Raw genomic sequence first — 23,998 nt, 5'->3', positions numbered from 1 at the left:
TACGGCCATCCAGACTGGGCGCCGCCGGCGTCGTCCATGGCCCTGCCCGCCCCGTCCATCCCCCAGCCGCCGGTGCTGCAGATCGGCGGATTGCTGGTCCGGTACCCCGGCAGCGAGCACCCCACCCTGGACGGCCTCGATCTCAGCCTCTCCGGTGGCGAACGGCTGGCCCTGGTGGGTCCCTCGGGCTGCGGCAAGAGCACCGTGGCCCGGGCGGTGCTGCAGCTGCTGCCCCCCGGCAGCCGCTGCGACGGGGATCTGCTCCTGGCCGGCCGGGATCCCCGCCGCATGACGCGCTCAGCCCTGCGGCAGCTGCGGGGCGAGGCGGTGGGCCTGGTGTTCCAGGACCCCATGACCCGACTGAACCCGTTGCTCACCATTGGCGAGCACCTGCGCGACACCCTGGCCGCCCACCGCGGCGGCGGCCGCGAGCGGGCCCGGGAGCTGCTGGCGCGGGTGGGCATCGCCCCGGAGCGCTACGGCAGCTTCCCCCACGAATTCAGCGGCGGCATGCGCCAGCGCCTGGCCATCGCCCTGGCCATGGCCCTCAATCCCCCCCTGGTGATCGCCGACGAGCCCACCACCAGCCTGGACGTGGCCGTGGCCGGCCAGGTGATGGCCCAGCTCAGCGACCTCTGCACCGAAGCCGGCAGCGCCCTGCTGCTGATCAGCCACGACCTGGCCATGGCCGGGCGCTGGTGCGACCGCATCGCCGTGCTCGACCAGGGGAAGCTGGTGGAGGAGGCCCCCAGCCGTCAGCTGCTCACGGCACCGGCCTCCCCCCTGGCCCGGCGGCTGGTGCACGCCGCCCGCGAACGGGAGGGGAGCCGCAGCGAAGCCCCCGCCGCAGCCCCGGTGCTGCTGGAGGTGGAGGAACTGCGCAGCTGGCATTCGCTGCCCTCGCCGCCCTGGAGGCCCCGCTGGATCAAGGCGGTTGATGGTGTCAGCCTCACCCTGCATGAGGGGGAGACCATCGGGGTGGTGGGGGCCTCAGGCTGCGGCAAGAGCAGCCTCTGCCGGGCCCTGATGGGTCTGGCGCCCGTGCGGGGCGGCGCGGTGCGGCTTCAGGGCGTCGACCTGCGTCAGCTGCGCGGCCGGCCCCTGCGGCGGGCCCGGCGTCGCCTGCAGATGGTGTTTCAGGATCCCCTGGCCTGCCTCAACCCCCAGATGACGGTGGGGGAAGCGGTGGCTGATCCGCTGCTGATCCATGGGCTGGCCTCCCGCCAGGACGCCCGCCGCCTGGCCCGCCGCCAGCTGGCACTGGTGGGGCTGGATCCGCCCGAAGGGTTCGAGGACCGGCTGCCGCGGCAGCTTTCCGGCGGCCAGCAGCAGCGGGTGGCGATCGCCCGGGCCCTGATCCTGAAGCCCCAGGTGCTGCTCTGCGACGAGAGCGTCAGCATGCTGGATGCCGAAGTCCAGGCCGAGGTGCTCGCCCTGCTGCGGCGACTGCAACGAGAACTGGGCCTTGGGATGCTGTTCATCACCCACGACCTGGCCGTGGCCGGCGGTTTCTGCCATCGGGTGATCGTGCTGGACGGCGGCAGGGTGGTGGAGCAGGGGGCCGGCGCGGATCTGCTGGCCCACCCCCAGGCAGCGATCACCCGCACCCTGGTGGAGGCGTGTCCGCGCCTGCCAGCCCTGCCCTAGCCGCCGGGCCGCAGCGCCGGTGCAGGGCCTCGAGCAGCTTCACGAACACCTCCGGCAGGGGGGCCTCGCACACCAGCCGCTCGCCGCTGATGGGGTGATCCAGTCCCAGCTGCACCGCATGCAGAGCCTGGCCGGGAAGCGCCACGGGAAGGCGGCGGCAGCGGCCGTAGGTGGCGTCGCCCACGATCGGATGGCCCATGTGGGCGCAGTGGACGCGGATCTGGTGGGTGCGGCCCGTGTCCAGCCGGAAGCGCAGCAGGCTGTAGTCACCGAGGGCTTCGATCAGGCGCCAGTGGGTGCAGGCATGGCGGCCGGAGGCATCGGCGACGACGGCGTACTTCTTGCGATCGAGCGGATGGCGACCGATGGCCCCCACGATCGTGCCGCTCTCCGCCGCAGGCCGGCCATGCACCACCGCCAGGTACTCCCGTGAGGCGATGCGCTTCTGGATCTGCACCTGCAGCTTCACCAGGGCCTCCTGGCTCTTGGCCACCACGATGCAGCCGGTGGTGTCCTTGTCGAGCCTGTGCACGATTCCCGGCCGCATCTCGCCGCCGATGCCGGGCAGGTCGGGGCAGTGGTGCAGCAGGCCGTTCACCAGGGTGCCGTCCCTGTTGCCTGGGGCCGGATGGACCGTCAGACCGGCGGGCTTGTTGAGCACGATCAGGTGGGCGTCCTCGTAGAGCACGTCCAGCACCATGGGCTGGGCCACCAGGTAGGGCAGGGGCTCGGGCGGTGGCATCCACAGCTCCACGGTGTCGTCGGTGCGCAGGGGGGTCTTGGCCCGGCCGGTGACGCCGTTGACCCGCACGTAGCCGGCATCGATGAATTTCTGGATGCGGGCCCGGCTCTGTTCGGGCCGCTGGGACACCAGCCAGCGGTCGAGCCGCATGGGCAGCGGCCGGGGGTACCGCAGGGTGAGCAGCTCACCGTCTCCCTCGCCGAACGCGCCCATCAGTCGGGAGGCGGCTCCTGGAGGGGCAGTTCCAGGGAGATCGGCCCCAGCAGGGAGCGGCGGAAATCGTCCAGCAGCCGCTGGGCCATGCGGGCCGTGTCGCCGCTGGTGTGGCGGGCGGCGCTGGCCGCCAGCCAGGCGGCGGCATCCGGCCGCCCGGGGGCCATCGCCACGCCGTAGCGCTTCTCCAGCAGCCCCGGGGCCACGCCGGCACCCGCCACCGGCTCGAGCTGGCTCAGCAGCTGCAGGAAGGCCTGGGCCACCGCCTCACCGTCGTAGGCGGCCTGGCCGATGTCGTCGCAGAGGGCAAGCCGCAGCCCGGCCAGCTGATCGTCGAGCCGGGGCGGCAGCACCCCGGGGGCATCGAGCAGGTCCAGATCCTGGCCCAGCCGCACCCAGCGCAGGCTGCGGGTGACGCCGGCGCGGCGGGCGCTCTCCACCACCTTCTGGCGCACCAGGCGGTTGATCAGGGCTGACTTGCCCACGTTGGGGAAGCCCAGCATCAGGGCCCGCACCGGCCGGGGCCGCATGCCGCGGCCGGCCCGGCGGGCGTTGAGCTGTTCCCCGGCCCGGATCGCCGCCTGCTGCAGCTGCTTGACGCCGGTGCCCACCTTGGCGTCGCACCACCAGGGCACCTGACCCCGCCGGCGGAACCAGCCATCCCAGGCCAGGCGCGCCTCGGGGCTCACCATGTCGCGGCGGTTGATCACCAGCAGATGCTGCTTGCCCCGGATCCAGCGTTGCAGCCGCGGGTGGCTGGTGGCCAGAGGGATGCGGGCGTCCCGCACCTCGATCACCAGATCCACCTTCTCCAGGTTGGCGCTGAGGGCCTTCTCCGCCTTGGCGATGTGGCCGGGATACCACTGAATCGGTGGGGCGGCCGTGCTGAGCCGGACCGGATCGCCGTGATCCGGCATCAGGGCACCACCAGCACCGGACAGGGCGCCAGCTGCAGCACCCGGGCGGCGGTGCTCTGCTGGTCCCCGTCGAGGGTGATGCCGCGGGTGCCCATGACGATCACATCGGCATTGATCTCATCAGCCACGTCGCCGATCACGAAGGCCGGCTTCCCCTCCCGCTCGATCACCTCACAGCTCACGCCGGCCTGGCTGAAGCTGGCCCGGGCCTGCTCCAGCAGGCGGGCCACCTCGGCCGGATCGTGCATCACGCCCTCCTCCGCCTCCACCACCGACAGCAGCACCACCCGGCTGCCGTGGCGCTGGGCCAGCTGCAGGGCGACGGCCGCCGTATCCATCGTCTGACGGCTCTGATCGATGGGAAAGAGGACGGTGTCGAACATGGGGGGTTAACCAGCTCACTTGTCCTAGCGCTGACCGCCGCGGTCGCCAGGGGCGGGGGGTGGGAAGAACCGAATCGCCCCACACGCGGGGCAGGAGGGGCCGGAGGCTAAGGTCCCCCCGCCTTTCCTTAACCGTATCCATGGCGAAGCGATCCCTCTCCAGCCTCAGCGCCGACGATCTCCGCGGCAAGCGGGTGCTGGTCAGGGTCGACTTCAACGTTCCCCTCGATGACGCCGGCGGCATCACCGACGACACCCGCATCCGGGCCGCCCTGCCGACCGTGCGCCATCTGGTCGACCACGGGGCCCGGGTGCTGCTGGCGGCCCACTTCGGCCGGCCCAAGGGCCAGGTGAACGAGGCCATGCGGCTCACCCCGGTGGCGGCCCGGCTCGGCGAGCTGCTCGGCAAGCCGGTGGTCAAGACCGACAGCTGCATCGGCCCCGACGCCGAAGCCAAGGTGGCGGCCATGGCCGACGGCGACGTGGTGCTGCTGGAGAACGTGCGCTTCTTCGCTGAAGAGGAGAAGAACGACGCCGGCTTCGCCGAAAAACTGGCCGCCCTGGCCGATGTCTACGTCAACGATGCCTTCGGCGCCGCCCACCGGGCCCATGCCTCCACCCAGGGCGTCACGGCCTACCTGAATCCCAGCGTGGCCGGCTTTCTGATGGAGAAGGAACTGCAGTACCTGCAGGGCGCCATCGATGAGCCCAAGCGCCCCCTGGCCGCCATCGTGGGCGGATCCAAGGTGAGCAGCAAGATCGGCGTGCTGGAGTCGCTGATCGACAAGTGCGACAAGGTGCTGATCGGCGGCGGCATGATCTTCACCTTCTACAAGGCCCGGGGCCTGGCGGTGGGCAAGAGCCTGGTGGAGGAGGACAAGCTGGAACTGGCGAAGGAACTCGAAGCCAAGGCGGCCGCCAAGGGCGTGCAGCTGCTGCTGCCCACCGATGTGGTGCTGGCCGACAACTTCGCCCCCGACGCCGCCAGCCAGACCGTGGCGATCGAGGCCATCCCCGACGGCTGGATGGGCCTCGACATCGGCCCCGATTCGGTGAAGACCTTCCAGGCCGCGCTGGCCGACTGCAAGACCGTGATCTGGAACGGCCCCATGGGCGTGTTCGAGTTCGACGCCTTCGCCGCCGGCACCAACGCCATCGCCCACACCCTGGCCGACCTGAGCGCCAAGGGCTGCTGCACGATCATCGGCGGCGGAGACTCGGTGGCGGCGGTGGAGAAGGTGGGCGTGGCCGAGCAGATGAGCCACATCTCCACCGGCGGCGGCGCCAGCCTGGAGCTGCTGGAAGGCAAGGTGCTGCCTGGCGTGGCCGCCCTCGACGAGGCCTGAGCGGCAGTCATGACCGGATGGAACCGGCTTCAGATGGAGCCGGCTTCGCCCTGGGACCGCTCACCCCATTGGCCCTTGCGATCCCCCTTGCTCCACTGGGGCAGGGGGATGCCGTTGCGCTCAAACACGGCCTTCATCGCGGCGCGATGCTGCTGGCGCTGCCGCTGGTAGGCGTCGCGTTCCTGCTTCATGCAGTTGCGAAGGGCTTCACTGCTGCCGGCGGACGAAAGGCAGCGCTCGCCGTTCTGGAGGATGGCGATCCGGGCCTGGTGGTCGCTGATGGCCAGACGCTTCTGATCGGGGAAGATCTTCTGCATCTGGGCGGCGGTGGGCCGGCCCGGCCCGGAAGACCCCGCCTGGGCCAGGGCGGCACCGGAGGACCCCAGAGCCAGAGCCAGGACGGCGATCGGGAGGGAGAGACGACGGACGCAATTCATGGGGGAGACACATTCATAAACATCGTCATCGTGACGGTCAGGTGTGACGGGATTCGGACTGGCCACCGGCGACCTGTGACCGGATACGACTGTCCAGGTCACGCAGATGCTGTCGGACCTCAGGGGGCCGGCAGGGGCCAGCCCCGCAGCGCCACCGCGAAGCGTCCCACCGCCGGATCCGCGACGCCTCCCGACGCCGCCAGGGGCCGCAGGTCACCACCGTGGTCCCGGGCCACCTTGGCGGCGATCGCCAGGCCCAGGCCGCAGTGGCCCTCACCACCTCTGGCCTGATCGAGCCGCTGGAAGGGCGCCATGGCCTTCTGCCACCGTTCCGGATCGATGCCGCCACCACAGTCCCAGACCTGGATTTCGAAGCCGCTTTCCACGGAGCCGCCGCCGCCGGCGGATCGCCCCGTCCCTTCCCCCGCTGCCAGGGACCTGAGCACCACCCGCAGGGGAGGCTGGCCGTAGGCCAGGGCGTTGTCGAGCAGATTGCCCACCGCCCGCGCCAGTCCGATGGGGCGGACCCGCCGCACCAGCGGTTCCAGATCCAGCTCCAGGGGCACATCTCCCACCGCTGCCGCCGCCTCCGCCACCAGGGCATCGAGGGGCACCAGCACAGGAGCCTCGCCGGCTTCGGCCCCGGCGAAGATCAGGAACTGACGGGTGATCCGTTCGATCGAGCGGATGTCGGCCTGGGCCCGCTCCTGCTCCACCGGGGCCATGGGGCCCTCGGCGGCGAGGGCCAGTCGCAGCCGGAGTCGGGTGAGGGGACTGCGCAGGTCGTGGGCGATGCCGGCCAGCATCGTGGTGCGCTCCCGGCCGGACTCCTCCAGCCGCCTCAGCATGGCGTTGAAACGGGCCGTCAGCTGGCGCACGGCCGGCGCTCCCCTGGACGGCAGGGCCTCGGGCAGGGCCTCCACCCCCACGTCCGCGAGGGCCTCCTGCAGCCGCAGCAGGGGTCGCTGGATCTCCAGCGTCAGATAAAGCAGCACCGCTCCCAGGCCCCCCAGACCGAGGGAGAGGGAGAGCAGGAACGGATCGGGTGGCCAGCCCTGGGGCGAAGGCAGGGAGGAGAACAGCCACACCGCCTCCAGGGGGGAGGCCATCTCCACCCACACCCCCCGCCGGGGGGAGAGGGCCGGCCGCACGGCGGGGCAACGGCCCAGCCGGCGGCACAGTTCCCGCTGCAGTCGCTGCGCCTGCCAGCGCAGCCTCTGGTCCGCCCGGCGGACCTCGGCCAGGGTCGCCTTCGGCTCGGGCTCGGTGCCCACCACCAGGAGCATGCCGCTGATCTGACTGAGCACTTTGGGGCTGAAGCGCTCCAGGGCCACCTCCCCCAGCAACAGATTCGAGGCCACTTCCGAACCCTTCTGGATCAGCTGCTGCTGGGCCAGCCGCCGCCCCACCAGCAGCTGCAGCATCACGAGCGTGAGGGCAGCCGCACCGGTACCCACCAGCAGGTAGCCGAGGATGCGGGTGAGCGAAGGCCGCCAGGGGGAGCGATCAGGACTGACGGGGCTTGCCATCGGGGACGAACACGTAGCCGTAACCCCAGACGGTCTGGACGTAGCGGGGGCGGGCCGGTTCAGGTTCGATCAGCCGCCGCAGCCGCGACACCTGCACATCCATGCTGCGGCTGTCCGTGTCGCTGCCGGGCCCCCGGGCCAGCTCGACCAGCCGCTCCCGTGACAGGGGCCGGTGGGGGTGCTGCACGAAGGCCGCCAGCAGGGCGAATTCACCGCTGGTGATCGCCAGGAACTCCCCGTGGCGCTCCAGGGTGCGGGCCGCCAGATCCACCTCCAGGTCACCGAAGCCGACCCTGACCCCGTCCGGCTGGGGCAGGCCGCCTGGCAGGCTGCCCCGGCGACGCAGCACCGCCTCGATGCGGGCCGACAACTCGCGCGGCAGAAAGGGTTTGGCGAGGTAATCGTCGGCGCCCTGTTCCAGGCCGATGATCCGATCCACCGCATCGGCCCTGGCCGTGAGCATCAGCACCGGCAGGTCGTCATCCCCATCCCGCAGGCGCCGCAGGAGGGTGAGGCCGTCATCGCCGGGGAGCATCAGATCGAGCACCAGCAGGTCGGGACGCTGACCTTCGAGGCGAGCCATCATCTGGGCGCCGTCCCCCATGCAACGGACCTCGTAGCCCTGCTCCCCCAGATAGGTGGACAGCAGATGGCGCAGATCGGGATCGTCGTCCACCACCCAGATCCGATGCGGTCGGCCCATGGGTCAGGGTTCGAGCGACTTGCGATCGGCCACGACCCGCACCCGTTTGGTGGCGCTGACAATGCCGTCGGGATGGACCAGCAGCACAGACCAGGTCTGGGAGCCGGGGGTGAAGGGAGCCTGCACCGTCTTGAAGATGCCCCCGCCACCCAGGGCGCCCAGTTCCATGCTCGGACTGGCCATGACGGCCTGCTGCTGGGGGGTGATGGCCGTGATGCCACCGGCGGCAAGGGCACCGTCGAGGGGCTCGTCGAAGATCACGTCCACGTCGTAGCGCTGGCCGGTGAGGACGGCATCGGGGATCAGCAGGCTCACCGGCAAGGGCTTGTCACCACTGCGCAGCAGAGATCGCTCGCGCAGCACCGTCTGACCGTTGATGCGGCTGCCGTCGCTCTGGAGCGCCAGCTGCTGTTCCGCCTCCAGCCGGTAGGTGGTTCCCCCCTGGCGGCGGGTTCCATCCACCTTGAGGGTGACCGTGGGCTGGCCGTCACGCAGGGGCGCTCCGGCGCTCAGCTGCCAGCGGGCATCCGGGAACTGCTGCCGCAGCAGCCGGCGGCGGCTCTCCATCAGGCCTGGATCCAGTCCGGGACCGGCCTGCAGCAGACCGGCCAGGGCGTTCTCGGAGCTGCTGTTGAGGGCGCTCTCCAGGGCCTGCAGCTGGGCAGGGCTGGGGGCGGCCGCCAGGGCGGGCACACCGACGGCCCCGACCGCAGTGGCCAGGAGTGCGCCGAGCAGGACGGACGGGGAGGGAGTGGGCAGCGGGCGGGGCGAGGCCATCGAGAGGGGGGAACCGGGGCGGCGGTGAGCGGACCGGAATCGGCTTTTAAGTTAGGCGCGCCCGTTCCCCCCGCCCATGCCGACCCTGCTGATCGCCGCCAGCGGCACGGGTGGCCACCTCTTCCCCGCCCTGGCCGTGGCGGAGGCCGTCCCGGAGGACTGGCAGGTGCACTGGGTGGGGGTCCCGGACCGGCTGGAGACCCGACTGGTTCCCAGCCGCTACCCACTGCACCTGGTGAGGGCGGGGGGGCTGCAGGGCCGCGGCCTGCGCCGACTGTGGAACCTGCTTCAGCTGCTGCTGGCGGTGCTGCCCATGCGCCGCCTGATCCGTCGGGAGGGCATCGCGGCCGTGTTCAGCAGCGGCGGCTACATCGCCGCCCCGGCCATCCTGGCCGCCCGCTGGTGCGGTGTGCCGGTGGTGCTGCATGAAAGCAACGCCATCCCCGGCCGGGTGACCCGGCTGCTGGGTCCCCTCTGCTCCCGGGTGGCGGTGGGGCTTCCCCAGGCCGCCGATCGCCTGCCCCGCTGCCGGCCGCTGGTGAGCGGCACCCCCGTGCGGCGGGCCTTCCTCTCCCCCGCGGCCCAGCCGGACTGGGTGCCGACGGGCACCGGGCCGCTGCTGCTGGTGATGGGGGGCAGCCAGGGAGCCCTGGGCCTCAACCGGATGGTGCGGCCCCTGCTGCCGCGACTGGTGGCCAGCGGCTGCCGCGTCGTGCACCTCACCGGCAGCCACGATCCGGACGCCGGCCAGCCGGCCCTCGACGGGGTGGTGGAACGCGCCTTCAGTGACGATCTGCCGGGGCTCCTGCAGCACTGCGATCTGGCCATCAGCCGGGCCGGCGCGGGCAGCCTCAGCGAGCTGGCCGTCTGCGGCACCCCCGCCATCCTGGTGCCCTTCCCCCAGGCGGCCGATCACCACCAGGACGCCAACGCCGCCGCCGCCGCCGCCGTGGGTGGCGCGGTGATCGTCTGGCAGCACGCACCGGGAGAAGCGGCCCTGGGCCGGGCGGTGTGGCGGTTGCTCGGCCCGCGCCTGCGGAGCGCGCCCGCCGCCGCCGACCCGCTGCTGCAGCTGCGTCGGGGGATGGAAACCCTGGCAGTTCGGGACGCGGACCGGCAACTGGTTCAGGTGCTGGTGCAGGTGATCCGGCGCTCCCGAAGCGCCCCCCGGCGGCCCTAGCCAGAGGAGCTCAGAGACGCGGCCCTGTGCAGGGCCCGCAGGAGGCGGCGGTTGCCGGCCCGGTCCTGCAGCCCGATGCGCAGCCAGCCCGCCCCCAGACCATCGAAGGAGCGGCAGTCACGCACCAGGATCCGGTGGCGGCGCTCGAGCTCCAGCCGCAGGGGATCCAGGGAAACGCCCGGAACGCCGCTGCGCACCAGCAGAAAATTCGCCGCCGATGGCAGGGGCCGGAGGGCTGGCAGCTCCGCCAGCCGGGCCGTCAGCCAGGGCCCCTCCAGGGCCACCCACCGCTGCACCCGCTGCTGCCAGCGGCGCAGGCCGGCCTGATCGGCCATCAGGGCCTGCCCCACCGCCGCAGCCAGACCGTTGACGGGCCAGGGATCCCGCCAGCCGGCCCAGCGGGCAAGCCGCTCGGGGGCGCCGAGGGCGTACCCGAGCCGCAGTCCCGCGATGGAGAAGAGCTTGGTGAGGCTGCGGATCACCACCAGGTTGGGGTGGGCCGTCAGCTGCGGCACCAGCGACTGGGCCTCACCGTCAGGCACCAGCGGCAGGAACGCCTCATCCACGATCACCAGGGCGTACCGCTCCAGCAGGGGTTCCAGGGAGGCCCGACTCCAGAGCTGGCCGGTGGGGTTGTGGGGATTGGTGAGCCACAGAACCGCCGGAGCGCCGGCCGGGGCCCCGGCGGTTGAGGCGGAGCTGGCAGCCGCCTCCAGGGGCCAGGCGCATGGACCTGGCTCCTCCCAGACCTTCGGCAGGGACAGGGACTGCCAGCCCGCGCCCCAGCAGGACAGGGCCCGGCGGTAATCCCCGAACCCCGGCGAGGGCAGCAGATTCGTCCCACAGAGGACCGCATCCCGGGCCGCCCAGGTGAACAGCTCGGCGGCACCGTTGCCGGGCAGCACCATGGCCGGATCCAGGCCGTGCCAGGCGGCGATGGCCTGGCGGAGGCCTGCGTAGTCGCGGTCGGGGTAATCCCGCAGACCGGTGAGCTCGGCCCGGCGGAGCAGGCGCCGCAGGCTGGGCGGCGGCCCAAAGGGCACCAGGGAGGCACTGGCATCGAGCAGTTCGGCCGGACGGCAACCCAGGCGGGCGGCGGCGGCCTGCCGGTTGCCGCCATGGGGGGCGGGAGGATCGGGATCCTGCGTCGCCGGGAGCTGAACTGGCACCGACCCCAGCGAACGTTAAGGCGGTTGTAACACGGAAGGAAGGCAGGGCTGCTGCAATGGGTGGGCCCTCGGCTCGCCAACGCACCCCCGTGCCCGCCTCCCCGCTTCAACCGGTGATCAGCGCGATCGGAGGCGTCCTGCTGGGCAAGGAGCATGAGGTGCGGCTGGCCCTGGCCTGCCTGCTGGCCCGGGGCCACCTGCTGATCGAGGATCTGCCCGGCATGGGCAAGACCACCCTGGCCGAGGCCCTGGCGCGCAGTTTCGGGCTGGGCTTCAAACGGGTGAGCTTCACCAGCGATCTGCTGCCCGCCGATCTCACCGGTCTGAACGTGTTCGATCCAGGCGAGGCCAGCTTCCACTTCCAGCCAGGACCGCTGTTCAGCCAGGTGCTGCTCGCTGACGAGATCAACAGGGCCAGCCCCCGCACCCAGAGCGCGCTGCTGGAGGCCATGGCGGCCGGCCGGGTGAGCGTCGACGGCACCAGCCATGCCCTGCCCGAGCCCTTTCTGGTGATCGCCACCCAGAACGGCCTCGACCAGGGGGGAACCTCGGCCCTGCCCGAATCCCAGCTGGACCGGTTCCTGATGCGCCTCAGCCTGGGCTACCCGCCCCGCCAGGCGGAGCGCGCCCTGCTGCTGGGCGAGGGGCAACGCCCCGATGGCATCGTCCGCGCCTTCGGACCGGCCGATCTGCTGGAGCTGCAGGACCGCTGCGACCACCAGCACTGCAGCCCCGCCCTGCTCGACTACGTGCTCGATCTGCTGGAGCGCAGCCGGCGGCAGCCGGCCCAGGGCCATCCCCTCTCGCCCCGGGCCGGACTGGCCCTGGTGGCGGCCGCCCGGGCCTGGTCACTGCTGGAAGGCCGCGACCATGTGATTCCGGACGATGTTCAAGCGGTGCTGGCCGCCGTCTGCGAACACCGCATGGACGGTGGCCAGCGCGGCAGCAGCGACCCGGAACTGAGCCAGCGGCTCCAGGCAGGAGTGGATGGACTTCGGTAGGCCCCAGCAGGGCGAGAGGGTGCGCCTCAGGATGCGCAGTCTCTACATCCTGCCGACCCGGTTCGGCTGGCTCTGGCTGGCCGGCACCGTTCTGCTGCAGGTGGTCGGCATCCAGATGCAGAGCAACGGCCCGCTGCTGCTGAGCTTCCTGATGCTGAGCCTGTTCCTGCTGGCCCTGCATCTCACCCACTTCAATCTGCAGGGCGTGGAGCTGTCCTGCGGCGTCCCCGCTCCCGGCTTCGCCGACGCCCCCGTGGCCTACCCGATCCGCCTGCGCTGCCCGGGGCCCAGCGAAGGGGTGCGTCTGCGCCTGGCTGGGAAAGAGCCGGACCTTCCCCTGTCCCTGCCGCCGGGGGAGCATGAACTGCTGCTGCGCTGGAGCCCACCGGGCCGGGGCTGGCAGCGGCCGGGACTGCTGCGGATCCAGACCACGGCCCCCCTGGGCCTGTTCTGCTGCTGGGCCCGCTGGCAGCCGGCGGCGAGCCAGCTGATCTACCCGGCCCGCCGGGCCGGACCGGTCCGCCTGCTGGCCAGCGCCACCGCCCCCCTGGTCGGTGAGCGCGCCGTTGCCAGCCAGCGGGATGGCAGCGACGACTGGCGGGACCTGGCTCCCCATCGCCCCCAGGACAGCCCCACCCGCCTGGCTTGGAAGCTGCTGGCCCAGGGTCGCGGGGAATACACCAAACGCTTCCGGGATCTGCCCGAAGCGGCCCCCCTGCTGGCCCCGGAGCCCGGCGTGCCCCTCGAGGACGCCCTGGAGCACCTGAGCGAACGGATCTGGCGGCTGCATGGCCAGGGCCTCAGCTACGGCCTCGAGCTCCCGGGGCAGAGCGTGAGCCCGGGCCGGGGCCTGGTCCACCGCGACCAGTGCCTGGCGGCCCTGGCCTGGTGCCGATGAGCCGGGCCGCCGCTCCCCTGCAGTGGCTGACCATGGGCCTGCTGGCCCTCGGTCTGCTGGGCCTGACACCCACCCTCAGCCTCAGCCTGCTGGCCGTCGGCCTGGTCGTGCTGACGGCCCTGAAGCTGCGCGAAGCGCGGCGCATCGAGGAGCGGCGGACGGTGGCCCTGCTGCAGCTGGTCTGCGCCGGTCTGCTGGCGGCCCTGCAGCCCGAACTGGGTCCGAGCCTGCTGCAGGGCCTGGCCATCCTGCTCGCCCTGGCTGGCCTGCTGGCCCTGGAACTGGGGGCTGGTCCCGACTGGAGGGTGCTGCTGCGGCGCAGCCTGCAGGTGCTGCTCGCCGCCCTGCCGATCGCCCTGGTGCTGTTCCTGCTGCTCCCCCGGATGATGCCCTTCACCAACCTGGGCTGGGGCCAGGGGATGGGGGCCGTGACCGGCCTCAGCGACACCATGGAACCGGGCGCCATCGCCAGGCTCGGCGTCAGCCGCGACGCCGCGGCCCGGGTGGCGTTTCCCGGCGGCGGTGGTCCGGCACCCATGGATCAGCGCTACTGGCGGGTGCTGGTCCACGAACGCTTCGACGGCCAGAGCTGGCGCAGCACCACGCCCAGGATCGGCATCCCTCCGGCGGCACTGCCGGTCGAAGCGCCGCAGCCCGCCCGTCCTGGGGAGGGAATCCAGCTCTGGCTGACCGAACCCAGCGGCCTGGCGGCGGTGCCCTGGAGCGGCAGGGGACGGCCCCTCTCCCCGGACCTCCGGCTGAGGCGCAACGGCGAACTGCTGAACCAGTCGCCGGGAAGCCAGCGTCGGGTCTACGCCCTGACCGACAGCGCCACCCCGGACGACTGGCGCAGCCAGCCCCCCCGGCCCATCAACCTGGCCCTGCCCCGGGGGGAGAACCCCCGCCTGGAGGCCCTGGCCGACGGCTGGCAGCGCCTCGGCGACGACCGTGAGCGGCTGCGCGCGGCGGAACGCTGGTTCCGCAGCCAGGCCTTCCGCTACACGCTGGAGCCGGGTCCCCTGCCCCGCCAGGCCCCCCTGGACTCCTTTCTGTTCGAGACGCGCCTGGGCTTCTGCGGCCACTACGCCAGCGCCTTCACCACCCTGATGCGGGCCGCCGGGGTGCCGGCCCGGGTGGTGAGCGGCTACCGGGGGGGGCAGTGGATCCAGCCCCTGGGAGGAACGGGCTATGTGGATCTGCGGCAGGCGGATGCCCACGCCTGGAGCGAGGTCTGGCTGCAGGGGGAGGGCTGGCGCCGGGTGGATCCCACCGCCTGGGCCGACGGCGACCCCCTGGCCAGCGCGGCGGTGGCTGGCGTCAGCCGCTCAAGCACCGGCCCCTGGGGCTGGGTGCAGCAGCAGTGGTGGGGGCTGGATGTCGCCTGGGCCCGCTGGTGGCTGGGCTACGACCGCGACCGGCAGGAGGCCCTGATCAGCCGGCTGCTGGGGGACCGCCGCCAATGGCTCGGGCTGGTGGTGCTGCTGGCGGTGGGCCTCTGCCTGGCCGCCAGCCTGGGGGGCCTGGGCTGGCTGGGCCGCCGCCGCCGCGGGGATCCCCTGCGCCTGGAACTGGAGCGGACCCTGCGGATTCTCGCCGACCAGGGCGTGACACCCCAGGCGGGGGAGACCCTCCCCGACTTCGCCGAACGACTCGCCCAGCTCCGGCCGACCCTCGCCTCTCCCCTCGGCGCGTTCGTGGCCCTGTACCAGCGGCAGCGCTTCGCCCCGGGGCCCTCCCGGGCGCGGAGCAAGGAGACAAGGCGCCTGGGCCGGGCGCTGCGACGGTCGCTGAAGAACGGCGAAAGTGTCCGGGAGGCGGTACAACGGGGGCGATCCTGAGGCGGGACCATGCCCAGCCATGTCCACGGCCCTGTCCGACGCCTGTCCTCGGCACCCGGGAGCCGAAGAGAATCGGTGGGCGGCGCCGGTCTTTTCCTGCTGGCACTGCTGACCACCCTGCTCATGCCGGCGCCGGCCAGGGCGGGCACGGACGACGACCTGATCCGCCTGCTGAACCAGCGCGACTGCCCCAGGTGCAAGCTGCAGGACGCGGACCTGGTGCACGCCGACCTGCGGGATGCGGATCTGCGCGGTGCCCAGCTGCAGCGGGCCAACCTCAGCCAGGCCCGCCTGGACGGGGCACGGCTCGAGGGGGCCGACCTGAGCTTCACCAGTCTCCAGGGAGCGTCGCTGCAGGGGGCCGATCTGCGGGGCGCCCGGCTTGAGGGCACGGATCTGCGCCAGAGCGATCTGAGTGGTGCCCTGCTCGATCCCGGCGGCCTGGCCCGCAGCCACTGGCAGGAGGCCCGGGGCTTGGGTCCTTCGGTGCTGAGCTACCCGGAACTGCACAACGCGGGCGTCACCGAAGCGATGGCCAACCGTTTTCCCCAGGCCGAACAGCTCTTCTCTGATGCGATCCGGCTCCAGCCCGACGCCGCCATCAGCTGGGTGGCCCGGGGCCTGGCCCGCAGCGAACAGGGCAACACCGAGCTGGCGGCCCGGGACCTGACCTATGCGGCCAGCCTCTACGCCAGGAACGGGGATGAGGAGCAGGCAAAGCAACTCACCAAGGCCTCGGCCGCCCTGCTGGCGCCGGCCAAAAAAGGGCTTGAGGGCAATGGCATGGGAGGGCAGTTGCTCAGCGGAGCGGCCGGATTTGCCCAGGTGCTGGTCCCCCTGGCAATGAAGTTCCTGCTGCCCCTCGCGTTCTGATCGTGGGAGCCCCCGATCAGGGGTTCAGGGGCGGTTGAGGAGCACCGCGGAGGAAAGCGCGGGAATCGGGGGTGGAGGGCTGGTAGCCGTAGCCGTAAGTTCCGCCTTCGGTGTCATTGATGATGCGAGGGGTCACCATGATGACCAGTTCGCGCTTTTCCCGGCTGTTGGAGGTACCCCGGAAGAACTGGCCGATAAGGGGAATATCCCCGAGGATCGGCCATTTGGTTACCACGGACCGGTCAAAATCGGAGATCACACCAGTGAGAATTAAGGTTTGGCCGTCGCGGACGCGCAAGGCACCAGAATCAAGGCGTCTAACACTAAGAGTATCAATAAAGCCACATCCTGGAACAGACTGACGGTCAGTAACGGCAGAGACACTAGGGGAAAGGGTAAATGTAACGAATCCATTGTCATCTATCTTTTCGACTCTAGCCCCCAAGACCAAGCCTGCAGTGGACAAGGTGGGCTCGCAAGTAATAATATTGGCCGTAGCCCCACTACCACCTGATGAATTTACATCAAATTGTGTGATCACGTTCGTTCCGACTCGAACCACAGCCTCATTGGCTCGGCGCCGTCCGATAGGCGAATCAATCGTGTATTCATCAAGGCCGCCGGGATTTTCAGTGTCTCCGCCCCCGGAACTGGATTGACCGCCACCCTCACGCAGCACCGAAGGGTTTTCTTGCATAATTATAGTGGGACTGGCGAGAAGCTTGGTGTTGCGCGACAAGATTTGAGCTTGTACAAAATCAAAGAAACTATCTTTTGGATAATTATTGGCGACCCCGGGATTGGGAGTTCCATTGAAGCCTTGAAAAGGAACCACCGCAGGCAATTGCTGAGTTCCCAAGTTCGGCGAACTGCCGCCAAGAAGTGAACCAAAGTTTGCCGCAAGCGAGCCATTGTCATTGACAATGAAGTTATTGCCCCAGCGGAAGGCGAAACTGTTAGCCACTTGGAAATCGTTCTCTAGATTTACATCTAGAATTTTTACCGACAGGGCCACCTGCCGCTGGCGCAGATCTAGTTGCTTCAGATACTGCTCGGCGATCGCCACCAGGCTTGGACTCCCTACAAGGGTGATAGTCGACAGACGGGTGTCGGTAGTGGCGCGCAGACCGATCAGAGGACCTTCCGAAGCTCCGAAGGTTTCCACCAGCGTGGTGCTGCTGGAGGTGGTTGTGGCGGAGGTGGGGCTGCCGGCGGGGGCCGATGTGCTGGCGACACCTTCAGAGACCGCGGTGGTGATCGTGTTGGTCTTGCTGACCTGGGCACCCAGGTTGGCAAGGTAGTCAGCCGCTGAATTGGGGGGTACCTGGTTCAGCCGATAAACCTTGGAGAGTTGGGCACCAAAATTCTTGGCCAGCACATTCGGGCCAGCGAAGATGGTGTTTCCGTCCTTCTTCCCTTGGAGGCCGGCCGCCAGGAGTGCCGAATTCAGCGCCCGCCCATAGGCTTCCCTCCGGAAGGAAATCGAAATGGGACGGGTCGCTGGAGAGCCGGGCTTTGGAGGCTCGGCTGACGGGGAGAGTGACTCTCTTCTGCCCAGGTCATTGGCATCATCGACGTAGACGAACCCGTAACCGCCCAGCTGGCTCAGGGCCATCAGCACGTCCTTGGCTGGGGCGTTGCGCAGGGTCATGGTCACCGGCGGACCGCTGACATTCACAGAGCTGGGGTTGCTGATGGTCATGGTGCCCACGGCCATGTCCCCCAGCGGGGGGGCTACGGCCCGGGGCTGCAGGGGAGGGATGAAGCCGGGCTGGGGGACCCGCCCGGGGGTGGTGGCGTTGGGGGTCAGGGTCTGGAGAGTGCTCAGCGCCGGGGCGTTGAAGGTGAGGATCAGGCTGCGGCCGTCACCACTGACCACGGGACGACCGACCGGAAAACCGGGCGTGGGGGAGACCTTGAGTTCGAAGAGGGTGCCCGAACCCTCGAAGGTGACGCTCTGCAGGCCGGCCTCGGGCAACGACAACCGCTGGGGGCCGGCCCGCAGGGCCATGGGGGTGGCGGTCTGCAGCCGGCCCATCCAGGTGGCTCCCTGGGTGGTCTGCTGCAGGACAGGGGCGGGGCCCGTTCCCTCGATCACCACCTCAACCGAATCGGGCAGCCGGCGCAGCTTGATCTGCAGCGAACCGGAGGCCTGGGAAACATCCCTGTCGGCCCGCGATGGGGAGGATCCGGAAGGGGGCGGGACCACGGTCGCCGCCAGGGCGCTCAGACCTGTCCCCTGCTGGAGGGCCACAAGACCGATGGACGCGGAGAGAACGTGCCGCCACCGACGTTTTGCCACGTTTCCCTGATCTCCGAATCGGCCGAATGTTATCGGCGGGTCAACGAATCGGCCAGTTACCGGGTCCCTTCGTGTCGACATGTCAGTTGGGAGGCGCTTGGGTGGAGGGGGCAGGAGCGGGGGCGGGAACGGCGGTGCCGCCTGGAGCCGGGGGGGCCGAGGGCGAGCGGCTGTAGAGGCCCAGGGAAAGTTTCAGGACCACGGGAACATCGGCGTTGAGGGGTTTGCCGTCAGGCCCCTTCGCATCGGGGAGAGTGAGATTGAGATTGCTCTGGACGACGAGCACGTTGAGTTCCTCCAGGCGGCGCAGGAAAGCCAGCAAGGCCGGGAAACTGCCGCGGGCTGACACCAGCAGGGTCTTCAGGCTGAGACCCTCCAGAGCGAGGGGACCGGGCTGAGCGGCTGGAGCGCCCCCCTGGGCCGGAGGCGTGCCGGGCGCAGGAGCCGGTGCTGCTGCCGGAGGGGGGGGTGTTCCACCAGGCGTGGCAGTCGGGGCACCAGGTGTCGCTGCACCAGGTGGCATCTCGGCAGGCTCGAAGAGATTGAGCTGAACCCCGGTGGCCGTGGCCTCCCGGTCGAGCATGGCCACGAAGGTGGACAGGTCGCCGTTGCCTGTGATCAGCTCCACGATCTTGGCCTTCCTGTCCGTGGCCGCCTGGGTGTTCTCCCTGGTGGCGGTCAGCTGGCTTCGCATCAACGTGACCTGGTCACGGATCTGCTCCAGTTCCTGCAGACGCTGGCTGTCCCGCTGCAGGCTGCTCCAGAGGGGCAGCAACCCCCCCAGAATCACCAGCAGACCCAGCCCGCCGAGGGCTCCGGCCGGTACAAGGAACCAGAGCCGGCGCAGGGTGGCCCCCGAGAGCCTGGAGGCACCGTCCTGAAGATTGGTCATTGGATCAGACCCTCCCCCTGAAGAAGTTGCAGACGCCGCGCCATGCCCTGGGAGCCCAGCTGCCGCATGACAGCCAGCTGTCGGGCGGGAGGCAGGCTGGCGAACGGACCGGTCATCTCGAAGCGGACCGCCGAGGCGATCACCGGATCGTCCGGCTTGGCAGTGCCGGCCGTCGCCTCGACCCGCTCCAGCTTGACGAGGTTCACCCCTTTGGCATCCATCAGGGGTGAACGGCGCAATTCCAGCTGCATGGCATTGATGCGGGCGAAGGCCAGGGGGTCAACGGCCTGACCCTTCAGAACGAGCACTGTTCCCCTGGCTTCGGCGCTGGTGATCTGCACACCCTCCGGAGTTCGCAGCTGCAGATCAGCCAGCAGGGCCGAGGAGGTGCGCAGGGTGGTGAGGGCTTCTGTGAGGCCGCGATTGATGGCGGTGAGCTGATCGAGCTTGGTCTTGCTGGCCGCCATCTCCGCCTGGAGCTGGTTCGACTCCGCCTCGAAGCGAGTCAACTGGGCGGTCTGGGCCTTCACGACCTGCTGCCGCAGAAACACCAGGGCCGTGCAGCCCACCGCGACCCCGAGGACCACCGCACCGACCAGAGCGCCCCTGAGCAGCAGGGGGCGCCTGTCGAGCAGGGCCGAGGTCATGCTCTCCTGGCCCAGCTTCTGCCGGCGCTCCCGCAGCAGATCGAGGAGGGGGGCGCTCATCGTTCCGACTCCGCCATGGCCAGCCCCTGAAGGACCAGGGATCCGTAGGGCTCCGGGGTGAGGATTTCGGCCGGAATGCCAAGCGCGTTCTGGAGTGTCTCCTGGCCAGCCACAGGAGCGCTGAGCAGGAGCCGAAGCCGGCGCACCGAAGGATCCTGGCGGCGGTAGAAGCTCACACAGCGCTGCACCTCCCGAACCAGGTCGTCATCCATCTCCGGGAGGAGCCAGTTGAACACCGGCTCGGCACGACGCAGCAGGAGCAGGCGGGCACCCTCCGCCAGCGGATGGATGAACACCGTGAGCTCGTCGTCCGGGGCCCTCTCCAGCAACGCATTCACCGCCGCAAGTCGACAGGACTGGGCCGGAGCCAGGCGCTCCAGCTGGGCGCCGGCCAGGGTGAACACCTCGATCCAGTCGTCCACCAGCTGCCTGGACGCAACGGCCATCAGCATCCGCGATGTGGGACCCGCCAGGGGCCTCAGGTCAATGGCGGCCTCGACCAGGGGAACGTTCAGCGGAAGCGGCGGGTCAATGGTGCGCAGGGCTTCGATGGGATTGTCGGGGATCGCGTCGAAGGGCCAGTCGATGACCCGCCACTCCACCGCGCCTTCGGGCAGGGAAGCCAGGACATAGGCATCTTGCAGGCCATCGCGGACCAGCAGATCGCCGATCAGATCGCCGAGGGGCTCCTTCTCCAGTGGCTGGCCATCCAGACAGGTGAGCGGGGGGAGGGGGAGATCGATGCTCACGGGCTCGGGGCTGTCCCCCTTCAGCACCTGGCCAAGCAGGGCGTCGTCCCGCAGCTCCAGCAACACCTGTCTGGGAAACAGCTGCGCCCCAATGGGTCGCAGACGATCTTCCAGATCATCCTTCAAGCCGATCAGGCCAGAAAAAACCAATTCTCCGATCCCATGCCAGCGAAAGGTACCGAATCATGGGCGCCAGGGCATCCCCGAACCCACAACTTCGGAAAGCGTCCTGCATCCATGGCGATCGAGCTGGAGCGTCAATCCCTCCAGAATCGAAGGGACAAGTGCCGGACCTTCGTAGATCCACCCGGTGTAGATCTGAATCAGGGATGCTCCGGAGCTGATCCGCTCCCAGGCCGCCTCGGCCGAGTCGATGCCGCCCACGCCGATCAGGGGCAGGGCCGGGCCGGCCGTGGCGCGCAGTCGGCGCAGCACCTCCACGGCCCGTCGGCGCAGGGGACGACCGCTCAGCCCCCCGGCTTCCTCGGCCAGGGTGCGACCCGAGGCAGCCAGACGACGGTTCTCCAGGCCCAGTCGGTTCACTGAGGTGTTCACCGCGATCACACCCGCGAGCCCCTCCTCATAGGCAAGGCGGGCGATGGTGTCGATGGCGTCGTCCTCCAGATCGGGCGCGATCTTGACCAGCAGCGGCGGGCAGGCCGGCAGACGCCGCAGCCGTTCCACCAGTCGCCGCAGCTGGGCCTCCTCCTGCAGATCCCGCAACCCGGGAGTGTTGGGGGAGCTCACATTGACCACGGCGTAGTCGGCCAGCGGTGCCAGCAGCTCCAGGGAGGCCGCGTAATCGTCCGGGGCCTGCTCCAGGGACACCGGCTTCGATTTGCCCAGATTGATACCGAGCACCGCGGGACGCTGACCCGGCGGGGGCATCTGCTGCCGTTCCAGCGTGCGGCGCACCGCCCGCGCCCCGTCGTTGTTGAAGCCCATGCGGTTGAGGGCTGCCCGCTCCTCGGCCAGCCGGAACAGCCGGGGCCGGGGGTTGCCCTGCTGCGGCTGCCAGGTGACGGTGCCCAGTTCGGCGAAGCCGAAGCCGAACAGATGCCAGATGGCAGCGGCCACACCATTTTTGTCGAAGCCGGCGGCCAGTCCCACGGGGTTGGCGAAGCGGCAGCCGAACAGGGTCTGCTCAAGGCGGGGATCCCGCCGCTGCAGCTCGGCCCCCAGCCCCGCCAGGCTGCCGCTCACCAGGGGCCAGCGGCGACGCAGGGCCGCCTGGCCCAGGGCAGCCAGGGTGAGCCGGCTCAGCTGCTCGGCATCAGCGCCGTCATCCCGGCGCAGCAACGGCTCGACGAACCGGGCGTAGAGGGCGCCGGTTCCCGACGGGCCGCCGCCGGTTGCTTGCTCCTGCGGCATACCGTTTCTCCTCACTGCGGCCTGGCCAATCCTCCCGCGCCGCGCTCCAGGCGCCAGCGTCCGTCCCCCAGAGGCCGCACGAGCCAGTCACGCCAGGGCCAGGGATCCCCTTTTCCCTCCAGGGACGCGATCGGCACCTCCAGCAGCCGGGCCAGTTCCACCGCGGTCAGTCCGTAGCCCCCACCGGCCAGACGGTCAGCCAGCTCCAGGCGTGACAGCAGCTGCTGAAGGGGCGGGGGGGCGGGGTCGGACAGCTCAGCGACGACGTCGGCGTCCACTGGCTGAGCTGCCGCACTGCCGCTCTCGCCCGCCAGCGACGGTGGCTGGCCCCGGGAGAAGGCCACGGCGATGGCGTCGCAGCGATCGTTGTCGGGGTCGCCGCTGTGGCCGCGGACGTGGCGCAGGGCGAGCCCGGGCAACCGGGCGGCGTCCAGCTGTTCCCAGAGGTCACGGTTGAGCACCGCACTGCCGGAGGCCGTGCGCCACCCCTTCCGCTTCCAGCCGGCCATCCACTTCTCGAGGCCATCGATCAGATAGCGGCTGTCGGTCCGCAGCGCCAGATCGGGATGGCGCGGCAGGTCCTTCAGGGTCTCCAGCACCGCCAGGGCCGCGGTGAGCTCCATGCGGTTATTGGTGGTGGCCGCTGCCGCTCCTCCCAGTTCGCGGCGGGAACCATCCTCGAACCGCAGCAGCGCCCCCCAGCCCCCGGGGCCCGGGTTGCCGCTGCAGGCCCCATCACAGGCGGCAGCCACCACGCGCACCGGTCGATCACCCATGAAGTCCCCTTGACGGCCTCGCTTGAATTGAACACTCATTCCCGGAGAACGCCCGGGCCCTGGAGGTGTTCCCATGCAGCGAACCTACCTGGCCCTGGCGGGCCTGGCTCTGGCCGGTGCCGGGCTGCCTCTGGTCCAGCCCTCCCTGGCCGGTGCCGTCGGTCTGTTTCAGGGTGCCGACGTGGAGGAGGAACGCTTCGCCGTGCTCGCAAGGCCGGTGGGGAAGAACGACTGGACCCTGCTGGTGCTGGAGCAGCTGGCCGCCCAGCCCGCCTGCTGGGCCCCCCGCGAAGACGGCCTGGTGGATCCGGCCCTGAACCGGTTCGACTTCACGGGCATCTGCAACCGCTATCTCGACAGCAACGGTTATTCCCTGCGGGTCGCCGACGAAGACCTGGGCACCACCTACCGGCTGCGGGTGCAGCAGGTGGGCTCCAGGCTGGAGCTGCAGGCCTCCTCTCCCAAGAGCCCGACGATCCTGGTGGTGGGCAGGGCCGAAGTGCCCGTCCGCGACCGGGACGGCTTCGTGTCCCTCCAGCTGGAACCGGGCTGGCAGCTGAAACGGCGCACCTACCAGGAACGCGCCCTCACCCACGTCTACTTCGCCAGCCCCACGTCCCTGGAGCAGCTGATCGCCAGGGCCGGTGGTGGCCAGCCCTACCGACCCATCGGAGTCGGCAGGCCCGGGACCCTGCCGGCCGTGGGCGAGCTGGACCCGCGCGACGACGACACCCTGGCAGCGGGCCGCTCCGGCAGAGCGATCGCCCTACAGGTGATTCCCTTCACCGACGACAACGAGGATGGGCGCTGACGCCTGGCCGCTGCCCCAGCCGAGCCGCTGAACGTGGTCAGTTGAATCACCGGCCTTCTCCCTCTCCACCCCCCCAACCCCTCCTTTACCTTTGAGAAGTGAGGAGTGAAGGACGCTCTTCCAGGGTCGAAACGAGGACAGACTCCCGGAATCGTTCCATCTCCAGAACCCTGCCTTCGGCGGGGTTCTTTTTTTTGTCCGGGCGTACACAACGGGCGTCAGGCCAGAAAAAAGCCGGCCCCTGAGGGCCGGCGCTGCAGAAAGGGTGGGTGAAGCCGGGCCGGAAAGCACCGACTCCGGACGGTCACTTGATCGAGACCTTGCCGCCCACTTCTTCGATGGCCTTCTTGAGGGCTTCGGCATCGTCCTTGGAGATGCCTTCCTTGACGGCCTTGGGAGCGGCCTCCACAAGGGCCTTGGCTTCGCCCAGACCGAGGCCGGTGGCCTCGCGGACGGCCTTGAGCACCTTGATCTTGGAAGCAGGATCGAAGCTGTCGAGGATGACGTCGAATTCGGTCTGCTCTTCGACGGCCTCAGCGGCGGCGCCGGGGGCGGCGGCGGCCATGACGACGCCGGCGGAAGCGGCGGCGGAGACGCCGAAGGCCTCTTCAATCTGCTTGACGAGCTCGGAAGCCTCAAGCAGGGAAAGGGTCTTCAGTTGTTCGAGAATCTGGTCGGTGGTAGCGGACATGGGGGGGGGGAATCAGCAACAGAACGGGAGGATCGGTGGAGCCCAG

General features: G+C 70.1%; 23 protein-coding genes. 8 read left to right on the top strand and 15 right to left on the bottom strand.

From position 1 onward, the window contains the following. Window positions 1-36: 36 nt before the first annotated feature. Complete coding sequence (nikE, locus tag KUG41_RS06200; RefSeq protein ID WP_216902214.1) at window positions 37-1,647, top strand: ABC transporter ATP-binding protein; 1,611 nt, start codon at window positions 37-39, stop codon at window positions 1,645-1,647. Here the strand turns inward: nikE and KUG41_RS06195 are convergent. Genes KUG41_RS06195 through KUG41_RS06185 form a run of 3 tightly spaced genes read right to left on the bottom strand, consistent with a single transcriptional unit; the run spans window position 1,598 to window position 3,902 of the window. After that, the gene (locus KUG41_RS06195) at window positions 1,598-2,602 is read right to left on the bottom strand and encodes an RluA family pseudouridine synthase (protein ID WP_216902212.1); all 1,005 of its coding nucleotides are present in this window, start codon (window positions 2,600-2,602) and stop codon (window positions 1,598-1,600) included. The two genes, nikE and KUG41_RS06195, sit on opposite strands and share 50 nt — an antisense overlap. Beyond that, window positions 2,602-3,519: a ribosome biogenesis GTPase YlqF gene (gene ylqF, locus KUG41_RS06190; RefSeq protein WP_216902210.1), complete on the bottom strand. Its 918-nt coding sequence runs from the start codon at window positions 3,517-3,519 to the stop codon at window positions 2,602-2,604. Before ylqF ends, KUG41_RS06195 begins: the two co-directional genes overlap by 1 nt. Beyond that, a complete protein-coding gene (locus KUG41_RS06185; RefSeq protein WP_216902209.1) occupies window positions 3,519-3,902 on the bottom strand; it encodes a universal stress protein in 384 nt (127 codons plus the stop codon). The genes ylqF and KUG41_RS06185 overlap by 1 nt, the downstream gene beginning before the upstream one ends. Window positions 3,903-4,042: 140 nt before the next feature. Between KUG41_RS06185 and pgk the strand changes: the two genes are divergently transcribed. Further along, window positions 4,043-5,248, top strand: coding sequence for a phosphoglycerate kinase (gene pgk, locus KUG41_RS06180; RefSeq protein WP_216902207.1), 1,206 nt, complete (start codon window positions 4,043-4,045; stop codon window positions 5,246-5,248). A gap of 29 nt (window positions 5,249-5,277) precedes the next feature. Here pgk and KUG41_RS06175 read toward each other — a convergent pair whose 3' ends face one another. The 4 genes from KUG41_RS06175 to KUG41_RS06160 all read right to left on the bottom strand — a co-directional run bounded on the left by KUG41_RS06175 (window position 5,278) and on the right by KUG41_RS06160 (window position 8,694). After that, window positions 5,278-5,685: a hypothetical protein gene (locus tag KUG41_RS06175; RefSeq protein WP_216902205.1), complete on the bottom strand. Its 408-nt coding sequence runs from the start codon at window positions 5,683-5,685 to the stop codon at window positions 5,278-5,280. Between the two features lie 119 nt (window positions 5,686-5,804). Continuing rightward, a complete protein-coding gene (locus KUG41_RS06170; protein ID WP_216902203.1) occupies window positions 5,805-7,214 on the bottom strand; it encodes a HAMP domain-containing sensor histidine kinase in 1,410 nt (469 codons plus the stop codon). After that, the gene (locus tag KUG41_RS06165) at window positions 7,192-7,917 is read right to left on the bottom strand and encodes a response regulator (RefSeq protein WP_216902201.1); all 726 of its coding nucleotides are present in this window, start codon (window positions 7,915-7,917) and stop codon (window positions 7,192-7,194) included. The genes KUG41_RS06170 and KUG41_RS06165 overlap by 23 nt, the downstream gene beginning before the upstream one ends. Window positions 7,918-7,920: 3 nt before the next feature. Further along, window positions 7,921-8,694 carry a hypothetical protein gene (locus tag KUG41_RS06160; RefSeq protein ID WP_216902199.1) on the bottom strand — a complete coding sequence of 258 codons (774 nt, stop codon included), beginning with the start codon at window positions 8,692-8,694 and terminating at the stop codon, window positions 7,921-7,923. A gap of 76 nt (window positions 8,695-8,770) precedes the next feature. On the opposite strand from KUG41_RS06160, the gene KUG41_RS06155 reads away from it, so the two are divergent. Next, a complete protein-coding gene (locus KUG41_RS06155) occupies window positions 8,771-9,874 on the top strand; it encodes a glycosyltransferase (RefSeq protein WP_216902197.1) in 1,104 nt (367 codons plus the stop codon). Here KUG41_RS06155 and KUG41_RS06150 read toward each other — a convergent pair. Next, window positions 9,871-11,043: a threonine-phosphate decarboxylase gene (locus KUG41_RS06150; protein ID WP_216902195.1), complete on the bottom strand. Its 1,173-nt coding sequence runs from the start codon at window positions 11,041-11,043 to the stop codon at window positions 9,871-9,873. The genes KUG41_RS06155 and KUG41_RS06150 overlap by 4 nt on opposite strands. A gap of 89 nt (window positions 11,044-11,132) precedes the next feature. On the opposite strand from KUG41_RS06150, the gene KUG41_RS06145 reads away from it, so the two are divergent. Genes KUG41_RS06145 through KUG41_RS06130 form a run of 4 tightly spaced genes read left to right on the top strand, consistent with a single transcriptional unit; the run spans window position 11,133 to window position 15,653 of the window. Continuing rightward, window positions 11,133-12,044 (top strand): AAA family ATPase, encoded by a 912-nt coding sequence (locus tag KUG41_RS06145; protein WP_371734053.1) that lies wholly within the window; start codon window positions 11,133-11,135, stop codon window positions 12,042-12,044. Next, window positions 12,031-12,942, top strand: coding sequence for a hypothetical protein (locus tag KUG41_RS06140; RefSeq protein ID WP_216902191.1), 912 nt, complete (start codon window positions 12,031-12,033; stop codon window positions 12,940-12,942). Before KUG41_RS06145 ends, KUG41_RS06140 begins: the two co-directional genes overlap by 14 nt. Beyond that, window positions 12,939-14,780 carry a DUF3488 and DUF4129 domain-containing transglutaminase family protein gene (locus KUG41_RS06135; protein WP_216902189.1) on the top strand — a complete coding sequence of 614 codons (1,842 nt, stop codon included), beginning with the start codon at window positions 12,939-12,941 and terminating at the stop codon, window positions 14,778-14,780. Before KUG41_RS06140 ends, KUG41_RS06135 begins: the two co-directional genes overlap by 4 nt. Before the next feature lie 9 nt (window positions 14,781-14,789). Then, the gene (locus KUG41_RS06130) at window positions 14,790-15,653 is read left to right on the top strand and encodes a pentapeptide repeat-containing protein (protein WP_216902187.1); all 864 of its coding nucleotides are present in this window, start codon (window positions 14,790-14,792) and stop codon (window positions 15,651-15,653) included. Window positions 15,654-15,669: 16 nt separating this feature from the next. On the opposite strand, the gene KUG41_RS06125 is transcribed toward KUG41_RS06130, so the two are convergent. From KUG41_RS06125 to KUG41_RS06100, 6 genes are all read right to left on the bottom strand, one after another. Next, complete coding sequence (locus KUG41_RS06125) at window positions 15,670-17,907, bottom strand: general secretion pathway protein D (RefSeq protein ID WP_216902185.1); 2,238 nt, start codon at window positions 17,905-17,907, stop codon at window positions 15,670-15,672. A 130-nt stretch (window positions 17,908-18,037) separates the two neighbouring features. Further along, window positions 18,038-18,847, bottom strand: coding sequence for a hypothetical protein (locus tag KUG41_RS06120; RefSeq protein ID WP_216902183.1), 810 nt, complete (start codon window positions 18,845-18,847; stop codon window positions 18,038-18,040). Next, the gene (locus KUG41_RS06115; RefSeq protein ID WP_216902181.1) at window positions 18,844-19,554 is read right to left on the bottom strand and encodes a PilN domain-containing protein; all 711 of its coding nucleotides are present in this window, start codon (window positions 19,552-19,554) and stop codon (window positions 18,844-18,846) included. Before KUG41_RS06115 ends, KUG41_RS06120 begins: the two co-directional genes overlap by 4 nt. After that, window positions 19,551-20,429 (bottom strand): hypothetical protein, encoded by an 879-nt coding sequence (locus tag KUG41_RS06110; protein ID WP_216902179.1) that lies wholly within the window; start codon window positions 20,427-20,429, stop codon window positions 19,551-19,553. The genes KUG41_RS06115 and KUG41_RS06110 overlap by 4 nt, the downstream gene beginning before the upstream one ends. A 57-nt stretch (window positions 20,430-20,486) precedes the next feature. Beyond that, window positions 20,487-21,674, bottom strand: a complete 1,188-nt coding sequence (locus KUG41_RS06105) for a quinone-dependent dihydroorotate dehydrogenase (protein ID WP_216902177.1) — start codon at window positions 21,672-21,674, stop codon at window positions 20,487-20,489. 11 nt (window positions 21,675-21,685) lie between these two features. Continuing rightward, window positions 21,686-22,450, bottom strand: a complete 765-nt coding sequence (locus tag KUG41_RS06100; protein WP_216902175.1) for a ribonuclease H — start codon at window positions 22,448-22,450, stop codon at window positions 21,686-21,688. Between the two features lie 73 nt (window positions 22,451-22,523). On the opposite strand from KUG41_RS06100, the gene KUG41_RS06095 reads away from it, so the two are divergent. Then, a complete protein-coding gene (locus tag KUG41_RS06095; RefSeq protein WP_216902173.1) occupies window positions 22,524-23,261 on the top strand; it encodes a DUF3747 domain-containing protein in 738 nt (245 codons plus the stop codon). 304 nt (window positions 23,262-23,565) lie between these two features. Here KUG41_RS06095 and rplL read toward each other — a convergent pair whose 3' ends face one another. Further along, on the bottom strand, window positions 23,566-23,952 hold the full coding sequence (gene rplL / locus KUG41_RS06090) for a 50S ribosomal protein L7/L12 (protein ID WP_216902171.1): 387 nt from the start codon (window positions 23,950-23,952) through the stop codon (window positions 23,566-23,568). Window positions 23,953-23,998 lie beyond the last annotated feature (46 nt).

The organism is Synechococcus sp. CCY 9618, from assembly GCF_019038415.1.
Lineage (GTDB): Bacteria > Cyanobacteriota > Cyanobacteriia > PCC-6307 > Cyanobiaceae > Cyanobium.
The sequence above is the reverse complement of the archived record's forward strand: the minus strand, read 5'-3'. Positions and strand labels throughout refer to the sequence as shown.